This window comes from Nostoc sp. (genome assembly GCF_036917135.1).
Taxonomy (GTDB): domain Bacteria; phylum Cyanobacteriota; class Cyanobacteriia; order Cyanobacteriales; family Nostocaceae; genus Nostoc.
This window is the reverse complement of sequence record NZ_JBALEA010000086.1, coordinates 71,151-92,164: the sequence shown is the minus strand read 5'-3', so window position 1 is coordinate 92,164 and position 21,014 is coordinate 71,151. Positions and strand designations below refer to the sequence as shown.

The 21,014-nt window shown below is 41.2% G+C and carries 22 protein-coding genes and 1 pseudogene; 13 read left to right on the top strand and 10 right to left on the bottom strand.

Going from position 1 to position 21,014, the window contains the following annotated elements; translation table 11 throughout:
* Window positions 1-111 precede the first annotated feature (111 nt).
* On the bottom strand, window positions 112-1,458 hold the full coding sequence (locus V7K50_RS26925) for an NAD(P)/FAD-dependent oxidoreductase (protein ID WP_334965479.1): 1,347 nt from the start codon (window positions 1,456-1,458) through the stop codon (window positions 112-114).
* Window positions 1,459-2,140: 682 nt separating this feature from the next.
* Here V7K50_RS26925 and cysE point away from each other — a divergent pair.
* The 9 genes from cysE (at window position 2,141) to V7K50_RS26880 (ending at window position 8,546) form a co-directional block, all read left to right on the top strand.
* Window positions 2,141-2,881: a serine O-acetyltransferase gene (cysE, locus tag V7K50_RS26920; RefSeq protein WP_334965476.1), complete on the top strand. Its 741-nt coding sequence runs from the start codon at window positions 2,141-2,143 to the stop codon at window positions 2,879-2,881.
* A 73-nt stretch (window positions 2,882-2,954) separates the two neighbouring features.
* The gene (locus V7K50_RS26915) at window positions 2,955-3,197 is read left to right on the top strand and encodes an Asr1405/Asl0597 family protein (protein WP_334965474.1); all 243 of its coding nucleotides are present in this window, start codon (window positions 2,955-2,957) and stop codon (window positions 3,195-3,197) included.
* Window positions 3,198-3,507: 310 nt separating this feature from the next.
* Window positions 3,508-3,705 carry a DUF2949 domain-containing protein gene (locus V7K50_RS26910; protein WP_196528215.1) on the top strand — a complete coding sequence of 66 codons (198 nt, stop codon included), beginning with the start codon at window positions 3,508-3,510 and terminating at the stop codon, window positions 3,703-3,705.
* 482 nt (window positions 3,706-4,187) lie between these two features.
* Window positions 4,188-5,321: a homocitrate synthase gene (gene nifV, locus V7K50_RS26905; RefSeq protein WP_334965471.1), complete on the top strand. Its 1,134-nt coding sequence runs from the start codon at window positions 4,188-4,190 to the stop codon at window positions 5,319-5,321.
* The gene (locus V7K50_RS26900; RefSeq protein ID WP_094349913.1) at window positions 5,308-5,595 is read left to right on the top strand and encodes a nitrogen fixation protein NifZ; all 288 of its coding nucleotides are present in this window, start codon (window positions 5,308-5,310) and stop codon (window positions 5,593-5,595) included. Before nifV ends, V7K50_RS26900 begins: the two co-directional genes overlap by 14 nt.
* Window positions 5,570-5,773 (top strand): putative nitrogen fixation protein NifT, encoded by a 204-nt coding sequence (gene nifT, locus V7K50_RS26895; RefSeq protein WP_265270074.1) that lies wholly within the window; start codon window positions 5,570-5,572, stop codon window positions 5,771-5,773. The genes V7K50_RS26900 and nifT overlap by 26 nt, the downstream gene beginning before the upstream one ends.
* Window positions 5,774-5,883: 110 nt before the next feature.
* Entirely contained in the window at window positions 5,884-6,426 is a 543-nt protein-coding gene (locus V7K50_RS26890; protein ID WP_334965468.1) for a (2Fe-2S) ferredoxin domain-containing protein, read from the top strand.
* Window positions 6,427-6,755: 329 nt separating this feature from the next.
* The gene (locus V7K50_RS26885) at window positions 6,756-7,919 is read left to right on the top strand and encodes a PD-(D/E)XK nuclease family protein (RefSeq protein ID WP_334965466.1); all 1,164 of its coding nucleotides are present in this window, start codon (window positions 6,756-6,758) and stop codon (window positions 7,917-7,919) included.
* A gap of 51 nt (window positions 7,920-7,970) precedes the next feature.
* The gene (locus tag V7K50_RS26880) at window positions 7,971-8,546 is read left to right on the top strand and encodes a Uma2 family endonuclease (RefSeq protein ID WP_334965464.1); all 576 of its coding nucleotides are present in this window, start codon (window positions 7,971-7,973) and stop codon (window positions 8,544-8,546) included.
* 116 nt (window positions 8,547-8,662) lie between these two features.
* Here V7K50_RS26880 and V7K50_RS26875 read toward each other — a convergent pair.
* The 5 genes and pseudogenes from V7K50_RS26875 to V7K50_RS26855 form a co-directional block, all read right to left on the bottom strand.
* Window positions 8,663-8,926, bottom strand: a pseudogene (locus V7K50_RS26875) (type II toxin-antitoxin system RelE family toxin).
* A complete protein-coding gene (locus V7K50_RS26870; protein WP_334965462.1) occupies window positions 8,923-9,126 on the bottom strand; it encodes a hypothetical protein in 204 nt (67 codons plus the stop codon). The pseudogene V7K50_RS26875 and the gene V7K50_RS26870 overlap by 4 nt, the downstream one beginning before the upstream one ends.
* Before the next feature lie 115 nt (window positions 9,127-9,241).
* A complete protein-coding gene (locus tag V7K50_RS26865) occupies window positions 9,242-10,147 on the bottom strand; it encodes a beta-1,6-N-acetylglucosaminyltransferase (RefSeq protein WP_334965460.1) in 906 nt (301 codons plus the stop codon).
* Window positions 10,148-10,308: 161 nt separating this feature from the next.
* Complete coding sequence (locus V7K50_RS26860) at window positions 10,309-11,694, bottom strand: 1-acyl-sn-glycerol-3-phosphate acyltransferase (protein WP_334965458.1); 1,386 nt, start codon at window positions 11,692-11,694, stop codon at window positions 10,309-10,311.
* Between the two features lie 404 nt (window positions 11,695-12,098).
* Complete coding sequence (locus tag V7K50_RS26855) at window positions 12,099-12,668, bottom strand: Uma2 family endonuclease (RefSeq protein WP_334965456.1); 570 nt, start codon at window positions 12,666-12,668, stop codon at window positions 12,099-12,101.
* Between the two features lie 228 nt (window positions 12,669-12,896).
* Between V7K50_RS26855 and V7K50_RS26850 the strand changes: the two genes are divergently transcribed.
* Together V7K50_RS26850 and V7K50_RS26845 are read left to right on the top strand one after the other, a co-directional pair.
* Window positions 12,897-14,714 (top strand): proline--tRNA ligase, encoded by a 1,818-nt coding sequence (locus V7K50_RS26850; RefSeq protein WP_334965454.1) that lies wholly within the window; start codon window positions 12,897-12,899, stop codon window positions 14,712-14,714.
* Window positions 14,715-15,099: 385 nt separating this feature from the next.
* The gene (locus tag V7K50_RS26845) at window positions 15,100-15,711 is read left to right on the top strand and encodes a GerMN domain-containing protein (RefSeq protein ID WP_334965452.1); all 612 of its coding nucleotides are present in this window, start codon (window positions 15,100-15,102) and stop codon (window positions 15,709-15,711) included.
* 80 nt (window positions 15,712-15,791) lie between these two features.
* On the opposite strand, the gene V7K50_RS26840 is transcribed toward V7K50_RS26845, so the two are convergent.
* From V7K50_RS26840 to efp, 3 genes are all read right to left on the bottom strand, one after another.
* A complete protein-coding gene (locus V7K50_RS26840; protein WP_104909018.1) occupies window positions 15,792-16,139 on the bottom strand; it encodes an ArsR/SmtB family transcription factor in 348 nt (115 codons plus the stop codon).
* 59 nt (window positions 16,140-16,198) lie between these two features.
* Window positions 16,199-16,756: an acetyl-CoA carboxylase biotin carboxyl carrier protein gene (gene accB / locus V7K50_RS26835; RefSeq protein WP_334965450.1), complete on the bottom strand. Its 558-nt coding sequence runs from the start codon at window positions 16,754-16,756 to the stop codon at window positions 16,199-16,201.
* A 107-nt stretch (window positions 16,757-16,863) separates the two neighbouring features.
* Complete coding sequence (efp, locus tag V7K50_RS26830) at window positions 16,864-17,421, bottom strand: elongation factor P (RefSeq protein ID WP_334804241.1); 558 nt, start codon at window positions 17,419-17,421, stop codon at window positions 16,864-16,866.
* Between the two features lie 232 nt (window positions 17,422-17,653).
* On the opposite strand from efp, the gene V7K50_RS26825 reads away from it, so the two are divergent.
* Together V7K50_RS26825 and thiL are read left to right on the top strand one after the other, a co-directional pair.
* Complete coding sequence (locus V7K50_RS26825) at window positions 17,654-18,760, top strand: peptidylprolyl isomerase (RefSeq protein ID WP_334965448.1); 1,107 nt, start codon at window positions 17,654-17,656, stop codon at window positions 18,758-18,760.
* A 141-nt stretch (window positions 18,761-18,901) separates the two neighbouring features.
* Window positions 18,902-19,945, top strand: a complete 1,044-nt coding sequence (gene thiL / locus V7K50_RS26820) for a thiamine-phosphate kinase (RefSeq protein WP_334965446.1) — start codon at window positions 18,902-18,904, stop codon at window positions 19,943-19,945.
* A 54-nt stretch (window positions 19,946-19,999) separates the two neighbouring features.
* Here thiL and V7K50_RS26815 read toward each other — a convergent pair whose 3' ends face one another.
* Window positions 20,000-21,013 (bottom strand): type I glyceraldehyde-3-phosphate dehydrogenase, encoded by a 1,014-nt coding sequence (locus V7K50_RS26815; protein WP_334965444.1) that lies wholly within the window; start codon window positions 21,011-21,013, stop codon window positions 20,000-20,002.
* Window position 21,014 lies beyond the last annotated feature (1 nt).

Genomic DNA, 21,014 nt, shown 5'->3' with positions numbered 1-21,014 from the left:
TTGCCAAAATAGCTTAGGGCGGTATCTCATCCCTATATTCTTTTCGTGGAACAGCTAATCTTGGCCCAAGATTTGCCACCACACGCCACTCATCACTCTTTATGCCTGAATTTACAGAGGTGTCACAGAAGGCTCTTGCACCCTATCGTTAACAGTTTTTGGTTCTACAAAAGCTTCCCGGCCTGTAATCAATCTAGAGCGACGATTACGAGTGATATAATTCCACGCCCACTGAAATACTACTAGTAATTTAGTGTCAAACTCGATTAAGAAGTAGATGTGAACTAATAGCCAAAATGCCCAAGCAATGAAACCTGTGAGTTTGATTAAGCTTAAATCTACAACAGCTAAATTTTGCCCAATCATCGCCAAACTACCCACATCGTTGTAATGAAATTGTGGCAAAGTCTTACCTTGAAGCCGTCGTTGAATTAGTTTACCTACATACTCTCCTTGTTGTTTAGCTACGGGTGCAACACCAGGTAAAGGTTTAGCATCTTGATGGGAGAAGTTGGCTAAATCTCCAATTACGAAAATGTTGTCATAACCCTCGATAGACAAGTCAGGTTCTACAATTACACGCCCAGAGTAATCGCGCTCTACACCTGTAGTTTCTGCTAAGACTTTCCCCATTGGCGAACCTTGGACACCTGCTGCCCACAAGATAGTTTTTGAGGGAATTTCTGTAAATTCATTGCCTTGCTTGAAAGTAACAATATCACCTTCAATATTTGTCACCCTGGTGTGAGTGTGGAGTTCTACACCCAACGTTTGCAAAGATACTGCTGCTGATGCCGATAACTCTGGCACCATGTGTGGGAGGATGCGAGGGCCCCCTTGTAATAGCAAAATTTTCGTTTCTGAGGTGTCGATGCTGCGGAAATCTTCTTTGAGAGTTTTGTATGCCAATTCTGCGATCGCACCTGCTAATTCTACACCAGTCGGACCACCCCCCACAATCACAAAACTCAACCAAGCACGGCGTTTTTCAGGATCGGTTTCTTTTTCTGCTGCTTCAAATGCGCCAAATATCCGACGACGCATTTCTATCGCATCTTCCACAGTTTTCAAACCAGGAGCAACTTTTTCCCAGTGATCTTTACCAAAATAGGAATGGTTAGCACCTGTGGCGACAATTAATGTATCATAAGGTACTACTTCATCGCCCAAAATAACTTGTTGCGCTTTTGGATCAATCTCATTTACTTCTCCCAACAACACCTTTGTATTCTTGCTTTTGCTAAATACAGATCGCAATGGTGCAGAAATATCAGAAGGTGATAGGGTACCTGTGGCAACTTGATATAAAAGCGGCTGAAATAGGTGAAAGTTACGTTTATCAATGAGAGTAACATTTACATTCGCTGCATTCAGACCCTTTGCTGCATACAGTCCACCAAAGCCACCACCAACGATTACAACCTGATGTGGTGCATTCTTATTAATTCCAACTGGCATAATAAATATGTCCTTGTGTTAAGAACCTGTAACTATTCTTAACAAAGATGTAACAGCATTATGATAGAGGTTACTGCTTATTTAGAACAATTGAAAAAATACTAAAAGTATTCAAAGTTAGTTATTACCCCCAACTTTGCAAGCGGGTATATTTACACTCATTGCAATGCTTTCCTTTAACACATCTATATAATAAGATATTCACTATGAGCGATAACTATATTTTGAAACGTATAGATACATACAGACAGCAAACCCTAAGAGAAAATAAAGAAACCGATCTTTCGCCTAATCAAATAATAGGATAATAATAGTAATAGGAGATACAGAATATTGATTTTTAGTCTCATTTAACTGATGTTTGAGTGCGTCTGAGTACAGCTTAATATATTGCAAAATATCTTGAATAAATCTTAGCAAAGGCTTACGGGTAAAGTTTCTTGTAGTGAGTACAGAAATTCTTAAACCCTGCCCCACAAATACTAGTACCCCCATCCTTAAATACTAGCGCCCCTAACCCAAGAGAAATTTTAAGTTTATCTGGAGTCGGGGTTTTGGCGTTTGAGTACAACCTTAATCAATCCAATAAATCCAATCAGCATTGGATTTCATATCGAGTTGGATGTCACCTGATATAAGCATAAAAATAGCAGATGGCTCTTTTACCAGATAGACATTACCGATGCAACAGTCTTTAGACAGTATTAGCGATGGCCAGACAACCAAAACCCAGGATTTTGCCCATACATCTATGCTGAAAAATTTCCTCTCTGGCGGTTTTTTTGAGCCATTATTGAGTGATTTTCGCATTATTTTTGAGCGCGATCCCGCAGCACGTAATTGGCTAGAGGTGGTATTTTGCTATCCCGGATTGCACGCACTCTGTTTGCATCGTCTTGCTCACTGGTTACATTGTCGAGGTGTGAGTTTTATCCCCCGCTTAATTTCTCACTTGGGGCGATTTTTGACGGGAATTGAAATTCACCCAGGTGCAGAGATTGGTCAGGGCGTGTTTATTGACCACGGAATGGGTGTCGTCATTGGCGAAACTGCGAGCGTGGGCGACTATACACTGATTTACCAGGGCGTTACCCTTGGCGGAACTGGTAAAGAAACTGGTAAGCGTCATCCCACAGTGGGTAAAAATGCCGTGATTGGGGCGGGTGCGAAAGTTTTAGGTAATCTGCAAATTGGCGATCGCGTCCGTATTGGCGCAGGTTCAGTTGTCTTGCAGAATGTCCCTAGCGATCGCACTGTGGTGGGAATTCCCGGTCGAATTATTTCCCAAAATCAAAGCGCCAGCCTTTCTCCTTTAGAACATGGAAAGCTACCCGATATGGAAGCAACCGTGATTCGTTCTTTGCTCTCGCGCATTGAGCAACTTGAAAAACAACTGCAAACTTTAGGCGTTAAGAGTCATTAGTCATTGGTCATTGGTCATTAGCAAATGACAAAGGACTACTGACAAAGCACAGATGACAAAGGACAAAGGACAAATGACAAATAACACTTTAGGCGATCAAGTTTTGCAGATTCCTTTGAGCGATCGCTGGCGAATCTGTCACCGTTTGCAAGAGTTAAAAATTAATTGCTCTTGTCCCCCCGATGGTTCTTTACGAGTGCAAGTGAATAATTTACTCGAAGTGATTCTAATTCGTAGTACGGTTATGCAACTTCTTGCTTCTCGTCACGAATTATTAGAGTGGCTAGAGCGTTGCTGGCATTACAGCGATCGGTAGAGACGCGATTAATCGCGTCTGTTCAAGGCAACATTAATGTTGAATCCATGACGAAACCACCGCATTTCATCCTTTTTGTTCATAGATGCACAAAGCTCAAATAGCTTTAGACTTTGAAGCTACTGTATGCTAGCAGAATTTGTTGCAGACTGAGATGGAACAAATAGGTTTTAGATTTTATTGAATCTGCTAAATCTGAAATTTCCCTGACATATAGCAACAATTAAAAAGGCGAAATTCTCAAATAAAAATTGGAATTTCTGATTTTTAATTATTTTCCCAAATTAAGAAATTGAAAGTTCAATCAATTATGGCGACTCGGAACAGAGATATAAAACTCCTCAATTTTTTGCACAATGAACTTGAACTTTCAAATGCTGATATTGCTGTAGCTCTGCGACACCGTGAATTAGAAAATGGCCCGTTGCCGATGCTCCTCTGGCAGTATGGTTTAGTTGACTTGGAGCAGCTAGGAAAGATTTTTGATTGGCTAGCAGAACACAGCTAGCTGATTTGTAACCTTTAACTTTGAGTACCATTACCTGCCGAAATTACACCTATTTTGAGAACCATAGTTTTAAAAGTAGTGGGAGCATCTTGCTCCCTGCCGATAGTAGCGGGCTTTTCGGCTACTCCAGGTTTCAAAATGGATCAGGTTTAAATTACACCCAAACGCACTAGAAAATATGAGGTTACGAAGATGATTACATCCTTAATTGCTGGTTTCTGTGTATTACTTTGTTCAGGATTTGCTAATAGTTATATTAGTTCATTGCTACTCGAAGAGATTTCCACTGACATCGGTAAAAACAATTAGTAAATTATACATTGTTTTAGTTCCCTGCCATACAGATGTGATGCTATTAATCGGTCAATAATAAAGGATCATGTATCCTACATTATGAATTGTGATATTTTTAGCATTTGCCATTGCTGGGGATTGTAGAGAGAAAGGATATTAAGAATACTTCCAAGAGAGGGATATTTGCAATGAATCAAATCATAATTAATGACACTACACTACGTGATGGTGAACAAGCAGCAGGTGTTGCATTTACCCTAAAAGAAAAGGTTGCGATCGCTAAATTTCTCGATGCCATTGGTATCCCAGAATTAGAAGTCGGTATACCGGCAATGGGTGACGAAGAAACCCGTGCGATCGCCGCAATTTCTGACTTAGGTTTACAAGCAAAACTCTTGGGCTGGAACCGCGCCGTCATCTCAGATATTAAAGCTTCCATCGCTTGCGGTTTGAATCGGGTGCATATTGCCATTCCCGTCTCTGGTATCCACATTGCCACTAAATTTCATGGTCAGTGGCGAGTAAGTTTACAAAAACTCAAAGACTCAATCAACTTCGCCCTCGATCAAGGTCTTTGGGTAGCAGTCGGTGGAGAAGATTCTTCTAGGGCTGATGAAAACTTCCTCTTAGATGTAGCACTTTATGCCCAAGAGTGGGGTGCATCTCGCTTCCGCTTCTGCGACACTGTAGGAGTTCTCGACCCCTTCACAACCTATACAAAAGTCCAAAGGCTTGTATCAGCGTTGACGATTCCCTTAGAAATCCACACGCATAATGATTTTGGTCTGGCAACTGCCAACGCCCTTGCGGGTATCAAAGCCGGAGCCTCATCAGTGAATACCACAGTCAACGGATTGGGTGAAAGGGCGGGAAATGCAGCTTTAGAAGAAGTTGTGATGGCAATCAAACGCATCTACGGCGTTGATTTGGGCATTGACACACCCAGTTTGCTGGAACTGTCTCAACTAGTTGCAGCCGCATCAGGAGCTAGTGTACCACCCTGGAAAGCGATCGTTGGGGAAAATACCTTTGCTCACGAATCTGGCATCCATGCTCACGGAGTATTGCAAAACCCCATTACCTACGAACCATTTGCACCCGAAGAAGTGGGTTGGGAACGGCGTTTAGTAGTAGGAAAACATTCTGGACGGCATTTAGTTGCTAACTTGCTAGAACAGCATGGAATTTTCTTGAACTCCCAAGAAACCCAATCTGTTTTAGATGCAGTGCGCCATCAATCGGTACAGAAAAAACGCAGTTTGACGACAGAAGAACTATTAAATTTGGTCAGAGAACAGAGGTACTCTCATGCAACGCGATGAATTAGAACTAAACTTGCCACCTGCTTTTGAAATTGGTGAAAAAGTAAGAGTTCGGAAACTCCTAAAAAACGATGGTACTTTTCCTGGTAAGGAAGTTGGCCAAGTTTTGGTAAACAAGGGAGATATCGGCTACATAGCGAGTATAGGAACATATTTGCAGACTTCCTATATATATGCTGTGCATTTCTTAGAAACAGGCTTCGTCGTCGGCTGTATGAAAAAAGAACTAGAATCTGTTGAGGAATCTCATGAAAGTAATGCTACGGATGAATGATGCCGGTACTTTAGTAGTTTACGTTGCTAAAAAAGACCTAGAAGAAGAAGTCGTCAAACAAACCGATGGAAGTGATGGCAAGATTCTCACCCTAGCAAATGGTTGGGAATTAGAATTTCGTGATTTGCCAGATGCAGCAAATTTACCTCAAACGGTAGAAGCTAAACGCCTCGCGTAAGGGGACTGGGGACTGGGTACTAGGAAATAAATATTTAGGAATATTTTCCCAATTCCCAATTCCCAATTCCCAATCCCCAATCCCTAATCCCCAATAACTTATTATCAATCATGGGTGACAAGTATTTGACGTTATCAGAATTGAACCTTGAGGGACAGTTACTAGGTTTTGTTGGTGGTGAACCAGGAAAATATAAATATTTGCAATTGGCAGTTCCATCTGGAAATGTGGAAATTAAACTGCCTAAAGAGTTACGCCGTTTACTAAGTTCATCCTTAGTTCCTGGTCAGCAACTTCGTATTTGTGGTCATAGACAGGTAGACTCGCGCACAAGTAAAATAAAAATTAAAGCCTATCGGGTGACACCAATTGATACGTGTCAAAATCAAGAATTACCACCTCCAATTAAAGCGAGGATTATGGTATGTCAAAAGGGCGGTTGCCTCAAACGTGGTGGTAAAGGGTTATTATCAGAATTAGAAAAAACTTTGTGCGATCGCGGTTTATTAGACAAAGTTACCATAGAACATACCAGTTGCCAAAAATGCTGTAGCAGCGCTCCCAACTGTGTTTTACACCTTGGTAAAAAGAAATACAAGAATATTCACCCTGAAGCGATCGCATCTTTGCTAGAAAGTCACTTAACAGAGTAATAATCTTCTCTAGCTATTCTTAAAATAATACATAAATTTGTAGGGGTAAAAATTTTACCCCTATTTTTTGTTGGTATCGTATAGCACCCTTGTCAAACTGCGATCGGCTAAGTTATAACTGCTGCACTGCTAGTAATACCGAATACAAATAGAACTTCTAAAAACCTCCCTGCCCTAGCGAATGGAATTCGCGGCTATACAGACAAAACCCACCTCCGTGGGTTTCAAATTCTTAGAGTCCGCGTAGGCGGACTTTGTTTGTGTAGCCGCGATTTCTAATCGCCAGGTATATTTGCTTTTTTGGAATTACCTTAAATACTTAAAAATAAATGTCTTTGTTCACGAATTTACTCAATCTGCATTCAGGAAACAAACCGCGTGAAGATTTTTTTACTGAGATTGTTGCTTATTTTTTATCCTTGAATAAGGATATTTTAATTGATTGGCTAAAACATCACTCAATCATTAGTGATGATAATTATTCCAACATCAAGATTTCAACTCAACAAGAACATCCAGCACTAGCAAGCCATACTGAGGATAGTAGACTTGATATTGTTGTTGAATTATCAAATTGTTTAAGCACAGATGTAATATTTATTGAATCAAAAATTGGCGCGAAGGATGGAAATAATGCTTTAAAAAAATATGCTGAGATTTTGAGTAATTTACCAAATATCAGACATCGAATTTTAATTTACATCACCCGTGATTATGATCCAAAAGAAGAAATAAAAAAGTATTGCCTTGAGTTATCACCCAAGATAAATTTCTTCCAACTGAGGTGGTATCAGTTTTATAGCTTCTTGAAAGAAGGCGCGTCTGATATCTTAGCCCAAGAAATATTAATCTTCATGAGGAAAAATGGAATGTCTCACACAAATCAGTTTTCATCCGTTGACTTATTGACAATGGTCAATTTCAACAAAACTCTCAAGCTCATGGAATCAACCCTCAGTGAAGAAGTACAGCAAGAATTCAAGGTAGCTTTTGGAGGTGTTATCAGAGGTGCAGCAAGTAGGACTCAATGGAAATGGGACGAGAGATATATTATCTACACCCACTTTTCTCCCTCAACATGGGACTTATGGTGTGGTCTTGGATACTTCAATTTAAATCCAAGTAATTTAACTGATTATCCATATTTAGGTATCTTTTTGCAAGTTTCTCAGAGGTTTGGACAACGCCCAAAAATTATTGAATCTATGCAAAAAATAATTAACGATAAACCCCATCTATGGACTCCTAGTAATTTAAAAGTTTTGCCAGCATGGTCAGGTATATTTTATCGAAAAAGCTTACAAGATTTTTTATCTGAAGAAAACCACGTATCTGCTATTAAATTATTTTTCCAAGAGTCAATAAAGGAATTAAAAACGGTTCAGGAACAATATTTTGATTTTCCTTGGAAGGGTGTAAGTATAGAAACAGTTACAGAAACTGATAAAGAAGAAGACCTCGACACCTCACAATCTCCCATTGCAGAAGTTTAATCAGCTACAGCTATATTAAGATAAAAATAACTCTGCATTCTCGTAGTTGTTATGAGTCTTATCACTGCTAAACGCTTTACTATAGCTGAATATCACCGTCTAGCTGAACTCGGCTTCTTTGAGGAGAATGACCGAGTTGAGCTAATTAAGGGTGAAATAATCCAGATGGTAGCAAAAGGTACACCACATTCTGTTTGCGAAACACGCCTAGAAAGAGAATTGTATAAGCTAGTAGGCGATCGCGCAACCCTGCGAGGACAACAACCAATTACTTTGTCTAACAACAGTGAGCCTGAACCAGATAGAGTAATTGCAAAAAATAGAGATGATGACTATCTAGCGAATCATCCCAGCCCATCTGATATTTTACTTTTAATTGAGATTGCAGATTCATCCTTAAAATATGACCAAGAGGAAAAGCTACCTATTTATGCACAAGCAAATATCTCTGATTATTGGATATTTAATTTAGTAGATAATTATCTGGAGTGCTATAGCGAGCCTTATCAAGCTTTGCAAGGTAAATTTGGCTATCGCCGCAAGTTAATTTATCTGCCAAATGAATCAGTTAATCTGCCATATTTTCCTGATTTAGTTCTGGATTTATCTAAAGTGTTTCCTGGGTGATGTATTAGGTGCGTATTATTGACACAATTAAATCAAAGTATGAGTATTTCATAGCACCCGACGTATTTCAAAATCGCTGCAAAAGCAGATTGACGACTTAGTATTCACTTGACAATCTACTGATCTCGATAAACATCTCTTCGATGCCCTAATCTAACAACCTTAACTATCAGCACATCATCTAAGATTTCGTACAAAATCCGATAATTGCCAACACGAATACGATATTTGTTGTCAGTATTTTATAGCTTGACAACGCCGCTAGGACGGGGATTTTCAGCCAGTTCTAAAATTTTCTCGTTAATTCTATCTCGGATATCAGTAGATAATTTTTTTAATTGTTTTGCAGCCCTGTTAGAAATTTCTATTTGATAAGTCACGATTCTAATTCTTGTTTATACTGCTCCCAAGTAATAGTAGGTTGATTCTCAACTTCTTCAAAGGCTTTAATATCTTCTTCGTCTTCTACTTTCCTAATATCTAACAGTTCTAGAACATCTTCTAAAGTGTCTTCATAAGCTTTTTCTAGTCTTTGATTAATTGCTTTTAACAACTCTTGTCTTTTAGTTGTAGTTTCCATAATTAACCTCTGCAACTGCAAAACTTTTAATTAATTTCTGCTTGATCCCAGATACTCCATCTGCACCTGATTACTATATCACATGGCAATTAACATAGTGAATATGTAATTGTGCTTATGATTTAAGATTCCACTTGTCAATAAAATCGGTAAGTTCTGAGCTTTCATCTCTAAACTTTCTTGCAAAAAGCAATTCACCTTTTCCATAGATGTTATCTACCATAATTTTATCCATTTTTTCAAATTTCTCTAGATGTTCTAGATTGAGGAATTCTGGATGTTCAATGCTTTTCCATTCTGCAAAGGTCAAATTTCTGGCGACGTTTGTTTTGAATTTGGAATTAGCTATGATTGTCTGGAAAAATAACTCATCAGGTATCCATGTATTTTTAAAAAATTTTACTGTTTTAGGATTGCTTTCGATGAAACATAAAATATATTCACATGCATCTGCTGACAATGCCCACCATTGACTTCCTGCATAAGGCTTGAGATGTTTTAGAACTTTGTTGTAATCACGTTTCCAACGTATAATTTTGTTAGTTATAACAGAAAATATTTTGATGCCTGTACGATAAAAGCTGTTATTGTAAAGTGTCTGTGGTTTATACCTATAAAGTCTATCTAAAAGCTTGTTTGCTTTTGGATTTGGCATTTCAACTAAATTTATAAACTCCGTTCCAACCCTTTGGGTAAAATAGTCATTTATATATACTGCATTTTTCAAAGGATAATCACTTCCACTAATTAAGATTAGATAATCAAATTTTATTTGACTTTTTAACGCTTCTCTGATCAAATTTATAGTAGCTTCTACTATAGAAAACTCACCCCAATAAATAGATACCCTATCTCGAATAAATGTAACATTTTCATGATGAATTTTTTCTTGAAAAAGTGATTCATTGCTCTTGCTGTCTATGTGAATGAAGAACTGAACATTAGGACTATTAAGGGCGTTAAGCAATTTACTCAAATGCTTTGGAGTATTATGTGCTAATACTAAATATGCTAAATTCATGATATTTGTTAATAGCTAAAGTTCTTTTCGACTAATTATATAAATATACAGCAATCAGATTAAATCTGTGAACACAGATAATATCCTATATGTTTTTTACTTGTTCATTTTGTCATGAGGATTGCTGTAGTTAAATTTAGATATTTGCTAGCTTTATTTATTTACTTAATCAATCCTTCCAAGGCGTGTTGTAAATCATTTGTGACATCGGCAACAGATTGTCTAGCACTCAAACGATTTTCTTTATATGCTGGGTAAAGCTCAGAAATAGATATAGGTTCACCTACAGTAATTTTGACTTTTTGCTTACCCAATTGCGGACGTTGCACAGTTTTATTGCCTTTAATCTTATCAATCATCTTCCATAAAATTAAAGTCGTCTCAGCAAACCTTTCTACCGTGGGATTTTCTCGAATATAATTACCCGAAACTGCCACAAAACTTTCTACTAAACGCATATGCCACATCCGTGCATTCGCTTCTTCCGCAACGCGATCGCCTAAAGCTCTTTCAACAGCAGATACTCCTTTTACATCCTTAAACTCTTCTCTAAATATATAATTCCAACCTGCTTGTTCTACTCGCCGACAACGGTCACTTAAATTACCTTTTGACTGTAAATCAAAATACTGTTCTGATATTAACAGCGCTGCATTCAACAAAGCTTGTAAACGCACTGCTAACGCTTCATTTCTATCTGGAATTTGCCCATTGACAATCTTCGCATCTGCCAGTTTTTGATGATAAAAACGAGTGTAAAATTCTTCCATTAGCACAAGTAAATGTTCTGCCAAAGTCAACAATCGGGGATAAAGGGACTCCACGGAAGCATTTTCTGATGAATTCACAGGTAAACCACTTGCCGCTTCCAATTCACTTAAAAGATTAGCGATCGCATCCCAAGGAGCATCAACGTAACTATATTTAATCCCAACTGGTACAATTAGAACCTGTTGGTCGCGTCCAGCTTTGTGCAAATCTTCAGCACACCAAAAACCTAATTGGGCAATGCCAGGTTCTAGAGGGCTAATATTCTCCGATAACCCATTGGTTGCACCCTCTGGGGCAGCCGCCATCGGAAATTTCCCATTGGCGAACAAATCACGCGCCGAACGTAACCCCGTCCAGTCAGCCTTACCTCGCTGAATCGGAGTACCACCTAAACGAGAAGCAATCCAGCCAACGTAGTCACCTGCCCATAGAGGAATGCCGCGATCGTAGATAAAATGAGCGTGAATCGGAAATTGTAGGGCTGTACCTTGCGATCGCGCTACCTTTGGTACAAGTTGAGACAGCAAGTAGGCCAAACAAAACGGATCGTCTGTTTTAGGATGGCGAAATGCCAGCATAAAACGGATCTTACCCTCCTGAAACTGGCGATAGAGATCCACCAGAACTTCTACGTTGTCTGCTTCAATTTGGGTAATAGGTGTTTGCCAGTTTATCCAACTGGGTAGCAACAGATGGACAACTCGTAGAACTAAGGGGTTAAACGCCGGAGGAATAAATTCTAAGGGTGCCTGTGCTTGATAAATTACATTTGCCAAGGTAGTTTCTCCTAAAGATGCCGCGATTTCCAATCACCCTGTGGTTATTTCTTTTAAGTTATCTTAACGGCTGTAAGATGCTTTGGCGACTGAAGTCGCACCTACACAGACTTGTGTTGAGTGCAGTCGAAATACAAAACCTGCATAGCCAGATGAAGTGCATCTACGCAGACTTATAGAGTGTTTTCTGATGCGATGGAAAAGACATCTCCAGAAAAAATTCAGATACCACACAATTATACGCAGACCTAACCCCCCTTCCCCCCTTCCCTACCAGGGAAGGGGGATTTTAAAGCCTCTCTCCGTTTCGGGGAGAGGTTTGGAGAGGGGTCTTTTTCTTTTCTGGAGATGTCAGATGTCTAAAGTATGGGCAGATAGTGGAGGTTTAGCGGCACTTGCAAATCTTAATAACAGGATAGACTCAAGCCAAATCCTGGTAATACATTTTCACCCGATAATTGTGTAGGCAGATTTCGCACTTCCACATCTTGTTTTTGGCGATAAATTTGCACTTGCTCTTGTTGGGGATTTATCAACCATCCCAATTGTACTCCTGCATTCATATACTCTTGCATTTGGGAACGCAACATTTCTAAATCATCTGTTGCTGACCTTAATTCAATGACAAAATCTGGTGCAATGGGGGGAAATTTGGGTCTTTGTTCCGGTGTAAGTACTTGCCAACCTTCTCGTTGAATCCAAGCAGCATCTGGAGAGCGATCGCCACCATTGGGTAATTTGAATATAGTAGAAGAACTGAAAGTGTAACCGAGTCCAGTTTGCCGATTCCAGATTCCCAAATCAATAATTAAATCTGCTTCCCGATTCCCGCTTTCACCTCCAACGGGGAACATGATGATTAATTTTCCCTTGGCAGTGCGTTCAAATTTCAATTCGCGGTTATTTTGACATAAGTGATAAAATTGTTCGTCACTTAAATTAACAGTGTCTAGTTTTAATGTCAAAGGACTCATAACCTAGACCTAGATTAAATAAAATAGTTGCAAAGATTATATCATGCCACATCTTAATGGCTGTAAGATGCCGATGCCTGCGGCGGGCAAAGCCATCGCACACCACGCAAGTTCAAAAACTAGGATACCTTTTTAGTCCGCACAGGCGGACGAGAGTTTGTGTGGCCGCGATTTCTAATCGCCAAGTGGTTTATAAACAAATTAGAGATTCTGGAAAGGGAATAAACGATGCGACTTTCACAAATGTTATTTGTTACACTGCGGGATGATCCGGCTGATGCTGAGATTCCTAGCCATAAATTATTACTCCGTGCAGGCTACATTCGTCGTATCGGTAGTGGTCTTTATGCTTATTTGCCGTTAATGTGGCGGGTAATGCAAAAAGTTTCCCAGATTGTGCGGGAAGAAATGAACGCTACAGGCGCACAAGAATGTCTCTTACCGCAATTACAACCTGCTGATTTATGGAAGGAATCGGGACGCTGGGACACTTATACGAAAGCTGAAGGGATTATGTTTTCCCTAATTGACCGCCGTGAGCAACAATTAGGATTAGGCCCAACTCATGAAGAAGTCATCACAGCGATCGCTCGTGATATGATTCGCTCTTATCGCCAGCTACCATTACATCTCTACCAAATTCAAACCAAATTTCGTGATGAAATTCGTCCCCGCTTTGGTTTAATGCGCGGACGAGAGTTTATCATGAAGGACGGCTACTCTTTCCATACCGATGAAGCCAGCCTCAAAGAAACTTACCAGGATATGTATAAAGCCTACAGCAATATACTGCGGCGTTCTGGTTTAGCTTTTCGGGCAGTAGAGGCTGATTCTGGTGCAATTGGTGGTTCTGGTTCCACAGAATTTATGATTTTAGCGGAAGCTGGCGAAGACGAAGTTCTCTACACTGAAGATGGTCAATACGCCGCTAACGTAGAAAAGGCTGTTTCTTTACCAATTGACACCGAAACCTCACGGTTTACAACCTACGAGAAACGGGATACACCTGGAACAGAAACGATTGAAAAGGTTTGTCAACTGCTCAACTGTTCTCCGACTCAATTAGTGAAAAATGTCCTTTATCAGACAGTTTATGATAATGGTATAACGGTGTTAGTTTTGGTAAGCATCCGAGGCGATCAGGAAGTTAATGAAGTTAAGTTGCAAAATGAATTGACCAAATTATCTTCTGAATATGGTGCTAAAACTATTATTAGTTTGAATGTACCAAATATAGAAGCGCAGCAAGCATGGAGAGCTAAATCTCTACCTTTAGGCTACATTGCGCCAGACATCGCAGATGAGTATATTACCGCCAATAAACAGATCCATCCTAAATTTTTGCGCTTAGTGGATCAAACAGCCGTTGATTTAAAAAACTTTGTTACAGGTGCGAATGAAGCTGGATATCACGTAGTTGGTGCTAATTGGGTTGAGCAATTTAAACTACCAAACACAGTAGTAGATATACGTAAAGCGAGGCCAGGCGATCGCGCCATCCACAACCCAGAACAAACCCTTGCAAGCGCCCGTGGAATTGAAGCAGGTCACATCTTCCAATTAGGTACTAAATATTCCCAAGCGATGGGAGCAACTTATACCAATGAACAGGGTGAAGAGAAGCCGCTATTTATGGGTTGTTTTGGTGTAGGTGTGTCACGATTGGCACAAGCTGCCGTAGAGCAATCTTACGATAAAGATGGGATTATTTGGCCAGTTGCGATCGCACCCTACCACGCCATCGTCACAATTCCCAACATTAAGGATGCTCAACAAGTCGAAATCGCCCAAAAACTTTACACAGAACTCAATCAAGCGGGAATTGAAACCCTACTAGATGATAGAGATGAACGGGCGGGAGTGAAATTTAAAGATGCTGACTTGATTGGCATACCTTATAGAATTGTAACCGGACGCGCGATCGCTAATGGCAAAGTTGAAGTTGTAGAAAGAGCCACCCGTAAATCGCAAGAAATCGTCATTGATGAAGTTACAACTACACTTCATAAGTGGATTACCGAAGCAATAGAGGATAAAGGGGAGTAGAGACGCGATTAATCGCGTCTGTAGAAAATTCCCCATTCCCCGCCTGACTTTTCACGTCATCTAGAAAGTGCCACGAAAAACCTAACCCCCTTCCCCCGATGGTAAGGCGGAAAATTCAAAGTCTCTCTCCTTTTAGGAGAGAGATTTAGAGAGAGGTTTTCCAGATACCGACAAAAGTCAGATTCCCCACTCCCCAAAATTTACATAATTTGGTAGGTGACGGATTAGAAGTAAAAATTCTAGAATTGAAACCGGGACTTGCAGAATTAAGAGGCATAAAGTCTCCTCTCGGTTGTGGGAAACTCTCCACTTGTAAGTATCGTCGTTAACCAGGCTGCTCCTCACATAACTACCATATCAGCCCTCAGTTAGGAAGGTTTTGAACATGAAAGACCAACAAGGATCTAATCGGATTTCTTCAGGCGTAATTGCAGCTGTGTCAGCAGTGGTTGTAGCGGTGGGTGGCGGTGTGGCTTGGTTTACCTCACACTCCAGCAATACTCCCATACCGTCAAACCCCTCTGGGCAAATCGCTCAACCAGTACAGCCATCAACTAAGCAGCCAGCTAATGAGCAAACGCCTAACGTTTATTGGCTCAGATCAAAGGACAAAAATGTTGTTTTGGTTCCCCAGCCAGTTAAAGTAGCTTCTATACTACCCAACCAGCCTTTAGAAGCAGCTTTCCAAAGTTTGTTAGCAGGCCCAACAGAAGGGACAGATACTACAACCATCCCTAAAGGAACCAAACTATTGGGGCTGAAGGCGGAAAATAATGAGGTTCACGTTAATTTATCTGAAGATTTTACCAGTGGTGGCGGTAGCACTTCAATGATGGGTCGCGTGGGACAAGTTGTTTATACTGCGACAACTTTAAATCCCAAAGCCAAGGTGTACATTGACGTGAACGGCAAACCATTGGATGTTTTAGGCGGTGAGGGTGTAGAGTTACAACAACCGCTAACTCGTGAAAACTTTCAAAAAGATTATCCACTTTAAAAAAGTTAGGAGTTAGAAGTTAGGAGTGAGCAATTTTAATTCATTAACTCATAACTCATAACTCATAACTTTTATTAAGCTTACCGTTTGCTATTTAATACACGAAAATTACGGGCTTGCTGTTCTAACCTTGTGGCTAGGCGATCGCAAACCCGATTACACAAATCAAAAATCATTTGATCTTCCACCCGGTAATAGGCGCAAGTTCCTTCACTGCGGCGGCTAAGAATACCTGCTTGCCACATTACCTTCAGGTGTTTTGACACATTTGCCTGAGAAGTCTGTGTTGCCTCTACCAACTCTTGCACGCATTTTTCTTCATCCCGTAATAAGTGTAGCAGCCGCAGGCGCATTGGCTCACTTAAAAGGCTGAAGTATTCAGCTACTTGTTGCACCACTTCTGGTGGTAAAGGCAACGTTTGTTTCATCAGGATTAACCCGCAAAGACTGAAAGTTTTAACTACTCACTTGATATATACATTAATACTTAATCGGGGTTAATTCGCATCAAAGGTTGACCATATTCTACAGCGTCACCATTTTGCAGAAGAATTTCCATCACCTGGCCAGAAACTTCAGCTTCGATTTCATTCATCAGCTTCATGGCTTCAATGATACAGACTGTTTGACCCTTGCGGATGCGATCGCCCACTTCCACAAATGCTGCTTCCCCCGGCGCAGGAGCGCGATAAAAGGTTCCTACCATCGGGGAAGGTACTTCTACTAATCTTTGGTCAATAGTTGAGGGAGGACTTACTGACAGTTGCAATTGTGTGCTAGTACCAGTATTCTCAAACACGCGAGATGTGGACACCTCCGTTAGCTGACTTGTGTTCACCTGGTTTCCCCCAGATGAACCCGATGTCGAGCCAGAACCTACCACACCGCCTAAAGCCCCTTGACTTACCGACAACATCTGATTGCTAACGCTCACAGCCTTACGGACTGTTAGCTCAAAGTCATCGCTTTTGAGTATGACTTCTGCAATATCTGTTTGTGCGATCGTTGCCAATAATTGGCGGATTTCATTAAAGTCCAATGGCACAGTTTTTATTACCTCGACCTATCCGTAAATTAGCATTTTAAGTGTGGCAGGGAATTAATCCCTATGTAGGGATTTAAATCGGGAGCATCTCACAGTAGAGATGAAAGTTATTCCCTGCTGATATATTTATCTTCCTGAGTATCAACTTTGATGCGTTCTCCTTGGGAAATAAACAAAGGAACCATCACAACTGCACCAGTTTCCAGAGTTGCTGGTTTTGAGCCACCTGTGGCGGTGTCACCTTTTAAACCTGGATCTGTTTGGATAATTTCCAGCACCACAGACTTAGGCAATTCTACTCCTAGCACCTGTTCGCCCCATTTAATCACCTCAGCTTCCATACCTTCCTTGAGGTATTTGACGCGATCGCCAATTTGTGCCTTGGTTAATCTGCCTTCTTCGTAGGTTTCCATATCCATAAAGACGAACTCATCGCCCTCTTTATAGGTATGTTGCATCGTGCTTTTTTCTAGGGTGGCTTGGGGCAGTGTTTCTCCGGCTCGGAACGTTTTTTCCATCACGCTCCCACTCTGGACATTTTTTAACTTAGTTCTTACAAAGGCGGAACCTTTGCCTGGTTTGACGTGCAGGAATTCAAGCACTCGCCATACAGACCCATCTAATACAATTGAAACACCGGGTCGAAAGTCGTTACTGGAGATCATGAAACTTTCAAATTTTGGAAGACAATCGGCATTTATTGTACCCTTCTAGCGGAGTAATTAGCTATTTAGTCATTGGGCATTGGGAAAGAGGAGGCAGGAGGCAGGAGGCAGAAGTTCTTTAATTTTGAATTTTGAATTGATTTCTCCCTCTGCTTCACTCATCACCTAACGTGGGAAGATTATTTATGGGTTACGTCCAGTCAACAATTCACTGCTGCATTTGAGTTATCCCATGCTTAACTTATTAAAATCCTGGCTGAAGAACAGCCTAATGGCAATACTGCTGGTAACAATATTTTTAGGCATAACTACAGCTGGGTGGACTCCCTCCAGTAGCGCCGCACTACCAGCCGGCAATGCAATTACCGACGGAAAGGCTTTGTTGCGGTATGCACTCCCGATAGATAACAAACCTGTGCGGCAACTACAAGGCAGTTTAGAGGACATCTCTGCCCAACTGCGGGCGAATCGACGTTGGGGTGCTATTTCCAAAGACATTAGCCAAGCATCCCGCATTCTCGATAAACCTTCTCAAATCTTAACAAGCGTTCCCGCAGAACGCCAACCCCAAGCGGAAGCTTGGATTACCGAGTTGAAATCTGGGGTGGGTAAATTGCAAGAATTGGCGAACAGCAAAGATAAAGAACAAATTCTGCAAGAGAGAACTAAACTACTAAATCTCGTTACTGCGCTAGAAGAGTCAATGGTGAAACAATTCCCCTTTGAAGTGCCTACGGAATATAGTAACCTGCCCCAACTTAAAGGTCGTGCCACTGTAGAATTCAAAACCAACAAAGGCGATTTAACCTTTGTTGTAGATGGTTACAGCGCCCCTGTAACTTCTGGTAATTTTGTAGATTTGGTACAAAGGGGTTTTTATAATGGTTTAGAATTTTCCCGTTCTGAAGAATCTTACTTTCTCCAAACTGGAGATCCTGCTGGCAAAGAAGTGGGTTTCATTGACCCAACAACGAGCAAATATCGTGCTATTCCTTTAGAAGTTTTAGTTAAAGGCGATAAAGCACCTACTTATGGCATTACTCTAGAAGAAGCTGGTCGTTACCTTGATATGCCAGTTCTGCCTTTTTCTGCCTTTGGTGCAGTGGTGATGGCTCGTCCCGAAAGTGAAGTAAATGGTGGTTCATCACAATTTTTCTTCTTTTTGTTTGACCCCGAACTCACTCCCGCCGGCCGCAACCTATTAGATGGTCGTTATGCCGTTTTTGGCTATCTCACTGAAGGCAGAGAAGTTTTGGATAAACTGAAGGCTGGTGACAAAATTGAATCGGCAAAAGTGGTTCAGGGAATAGAAAATCTGGTTGAGCCGCAAGCAGCATAATTAAGAGGGCAGCAGGGGGAGAATAATTAACGCCGTGTGCAACTTTCTCTCAGACCTAACCCCCAACCCCTTCCCTACAAGGGAAGTGGGGGATGAGGGAGATGAAAGATATGGGGAGAATTAACCAATAACAAATGACTAATGACTAAAATCAAAGATATTGGTGAACAAGGTCTTTTAGAAAGATTGCAGCGTTTCTGTCCACCAGAAATTATTGGGGATGATGCCGCAGTACTTGAGACTGTACCAGGACAATCTTTGGTGGTTACTACAGATGTACTGGTTGATGGTGTGCATTTTAGCAACCTCACCACTTCCCCAGAAGATGCAGGTTGGCGAGCTGCTGCTGCCAATTTATCAGATTTAGCCGCAATGGGTGCTTCCCCATTAGGAATCACTGTCGGGTTGGGACTCCCTGGTGAATTAAACGTGAGTTGGGTAGAACGCTTGTACCAGGGAATGACAGAATGCCTGGAAAAATATAATACCTCAATTGTTGGGGGTGATATTGTGCGATCGCCTATAACTACTCTGGCAATTACCGCTTTTGGTCAAGTTAACCCTAGTCAAATTATCCGCCGTTCTGCTGCTGTTGTCGGAGATGCGATCATCGTTACAGGTGTTCATGGAGCCTCCCATGCTGGCTTAGAACTGCTCTTACATTCCGAATTAGGACAAGACCTCAAAAATACAGAACGCACGGCTCTAATCCACGCACACCAACGCCCACAGCCACGATTAGATGTCTTACCAATCATCTGGAAAATCTTAACTCCTAACTCCTGTAGAGACGCGATTAATCGCGTCTCTACTCCTAACTATCGACTCCCCATTGCTGGTATGGATAGCAGTGATGGTTTAGCAGATGCGATTATTCAAATTTGCCGTGCTAGTGGCGTTGGCGCTGTTTTAGAACGCAGACAAATTCCCGTACCAAAAACTTTTAACCATTGGTTGCCAGAAGAGCAAGCGCTAAAATATGCTCTATACGGTGGCGAAGACTTTGAATTAGTGCTGTGCTTACCACAAGAACCAGCATTAGCCTTAGTACAACATCTTGGTGAAGGTGCTGCGATCGTAGGCAAAATTACACCTGGATCAACAGTATTATTGCACGACGAACAAAAAAAATTCCCCGACCAAGTTCTGAGTCTTAGCCAGGGATTTCAACACTTTGGTCAATAGTCCTTTGTCATTTGTCCTTTGTCATTTTTCTAATGACTAATGACCAATGACTAATTAAACCCACTTCTCAGCTACCAATTCTGCCAAATCCAAGACTCGTTGGCTGTAACCCCACTCGTTGTCATACCACGCCATAACTTTCACTAAGTCATTACCTAAGACTAAAGTCAAGTTAGCATCGACAATCGAAGAAGCATCATGACCTTGATAATCAGACGATACCAGTTCTAGTTCGCTGTAGGCCAAAATACCTTTAAGTGGGCCTTCGGCAGCATCTTTGAGAGCTTGGTTAACTTCTTCAGTAATAGTACGCTTCTCAACCTGAACTACGAAATCTACCATTGAGACGTTCGGGGTTGGTACACGCAAGGCAACGCCATTTAGCTTGCCTCTGAGGTCTGGGATAACCAGCGCCACTGCTTTCGCTGCACCAGTGGAGGTGGGTACAATGTTTATCGCTGCTGCCCTCGCCCGTCGCAAATCCCGGTGAGAAGCGTCTAGCAAGCGCTGATCGCCTGTATAGCTATGGGTGGTGGTCATGGTACCTTTGATGATGCCGAACTTATCGTTCAACACCTTGGCAATTGGTGCCAAGCAGTTGGTAGTACAGCTAGCATTACTGATAATGTTGTGTATGTTGTGGTCATAATCATGATGATTCACACCAACCACAAAAGTGCCATCCTCGTTTTTACCAGGAGCGGTAATCAGAACTTTCTTGGCTCCAGCATTCACATGCTTCAGCGCTCCTTCTTTGCTAGTAAATACCCCGGTTGCTTCGATAATTAGGTCAATTCCCCAATCTCTCCAGGGCAACTTTTCTGGGTTGCGATCGGATACGCACTTAATGGTCTTACCGTTAACGATAATAGAGTTATCATCGGCACTAATCTCAGCACCCTTGATCTTCCCTAGCATCGAGTCATACTTCAGCAGGTGAGCATTGGTTCTAGGGTCTGAAGTGTCATTAATAGCGACAAGATCGATTCTACTATTCTCTCTACCCACCCAGCAACGCGCAAAGTTACGTCCAATCCGCCCGAAACCGTTGATTGCAACTCTAATCACA

Excerpts from the sequence above, each read along its gene's own strand:
- V7K50_RS26915 (WP_334965474.1), top strand. The coding sequence starts at position 2,955 with ATGACAAATAACACTTTAGGCGATCAAGTTTTGCAGATTCCTTTGAGC.
- nifV (WP_334965471.1), top strand. The coding sequence starts at position 4,188 with ATGAATCAAATCATAATTAATGACACTACACTACGTGATGGTGAACAA.
- V7K50_RS26890 (WP_334965468.1), top strand. The coding sequence starts at position 5,884 with ATGGGTGACAAGTATTTGACGTTATCAGAATTGAACCTTGAGGGACAG.
- V7K50_RS26910 (WP_196528215.1), top strand. The coding sequence starts at position 3,508 with ATGGCGACTCGGAACAGAGATATAAAACTCCTCAATTTTTTGCACAAT.
- efp (WP_334804241.1), bottom strand. The coding sequence starts at position 17,421 with ATGATCTCCAGTAACGACTTTCGACCCGGTGTTTCAATTGTATTAGAT.
- V7K50_RS26825 (WP_334965448.1), top strand. The coding sequence starts at position 17,654 with ATGCTTAACTTATTAAAATCCTGGCTGAAGAACAGCCTAATGGCAATA.
- V7K50_RS26885 (WP_334965466.1), top strand. The coding sequence starts at position 6,756 with ATGTCTTTGTTCACGAATTTACTCAATCTGCATTCAGGAAACAAACCG.
- thiL (WP_334965446.1), top strand. The coding sequence starts at position 18,902 with ATGACTAAAATCAAAGATATTGGTGAACAAGGTCTTTTAGAAAGATTG.
- V7K50_RS26880 (WP_334965464.1), top strand. The coding sequence starts at position 7,971 with ATGAGTCTTATCACTGCTAAACGCTTTACTATAGCTGAATATCACCGT.
- nifT (WP_265270074.1), top strand. The coding sequence starts at position 5,570 with ATGAAAGTAATGCTACGGATGAATGATGCCGGTACTTTAGTAGTTTAC.
- V7K50_RS26900 (WP_094349913.1), top strand. The coding sequence starts at position 5,308 with ATGCAACGCGATGAATTAGAACTAAACTTGCCACCTGCTTTTGAAATT.
- V7K50_RS26870 (WP_334965462.1), bottom strand. The coding sequence starts at position 9,126 with ATGGAAACTACAACTAAAAGACAAGAGTTGTTAAAAGCAATTAATCAA.
- V7K50_RS26855 (WP_334965456.1), bottom strand. The coding sequence starts at position 12,668 with ATGAGTCCTTTGACATTAAAACTAGACACTGTTAATTTAAGTGACGAA.
- cysE (WP_334965476.1), top strand. The coding sequence starts at position 2,141 with ATGCAACAGTCTTTAGACAGTATTAGCGATGGCCAGACAACCAAAACC.
- V7K50_RS26850 (WP_334965454.1), top strand. The coding sequence starts at position 12,897 with ATGCGACTTTCACAAATGTTATTTGTTACACTGCGGGATGATCCGGCT.
- V7K50_RS26845 (WP_334965452.1), top strand. The coding sequence starts at position 15,100 with ATGAAAGACCAACAAGGATCTAATCGGATTTCTTCAGGCGTAATTGCA.
- V7K50_RS26925 (WP_334965479.1), bottom strand. The coding sequence starts at position 1,458 with ATGCCAGTTGGAATTAATAAGAATGCACCACATCAGGTTGTAATCGTT.
- V7K50_RS26865 (WP_334965460.1), bottom strand. The coding sequence starts at position 10,147 with ATGAATTTAGCATATTTAGTATTAGCACATAATACTCCAAAGCATTTG.
- V7K50_RS26840 (WP_104909018.1), bottom strand. The coding sequence starts at position 16,139 with ATGAAACAAACGTTGCCTTTACCACCAGAAGTGGTGCAACAAGTAGCT.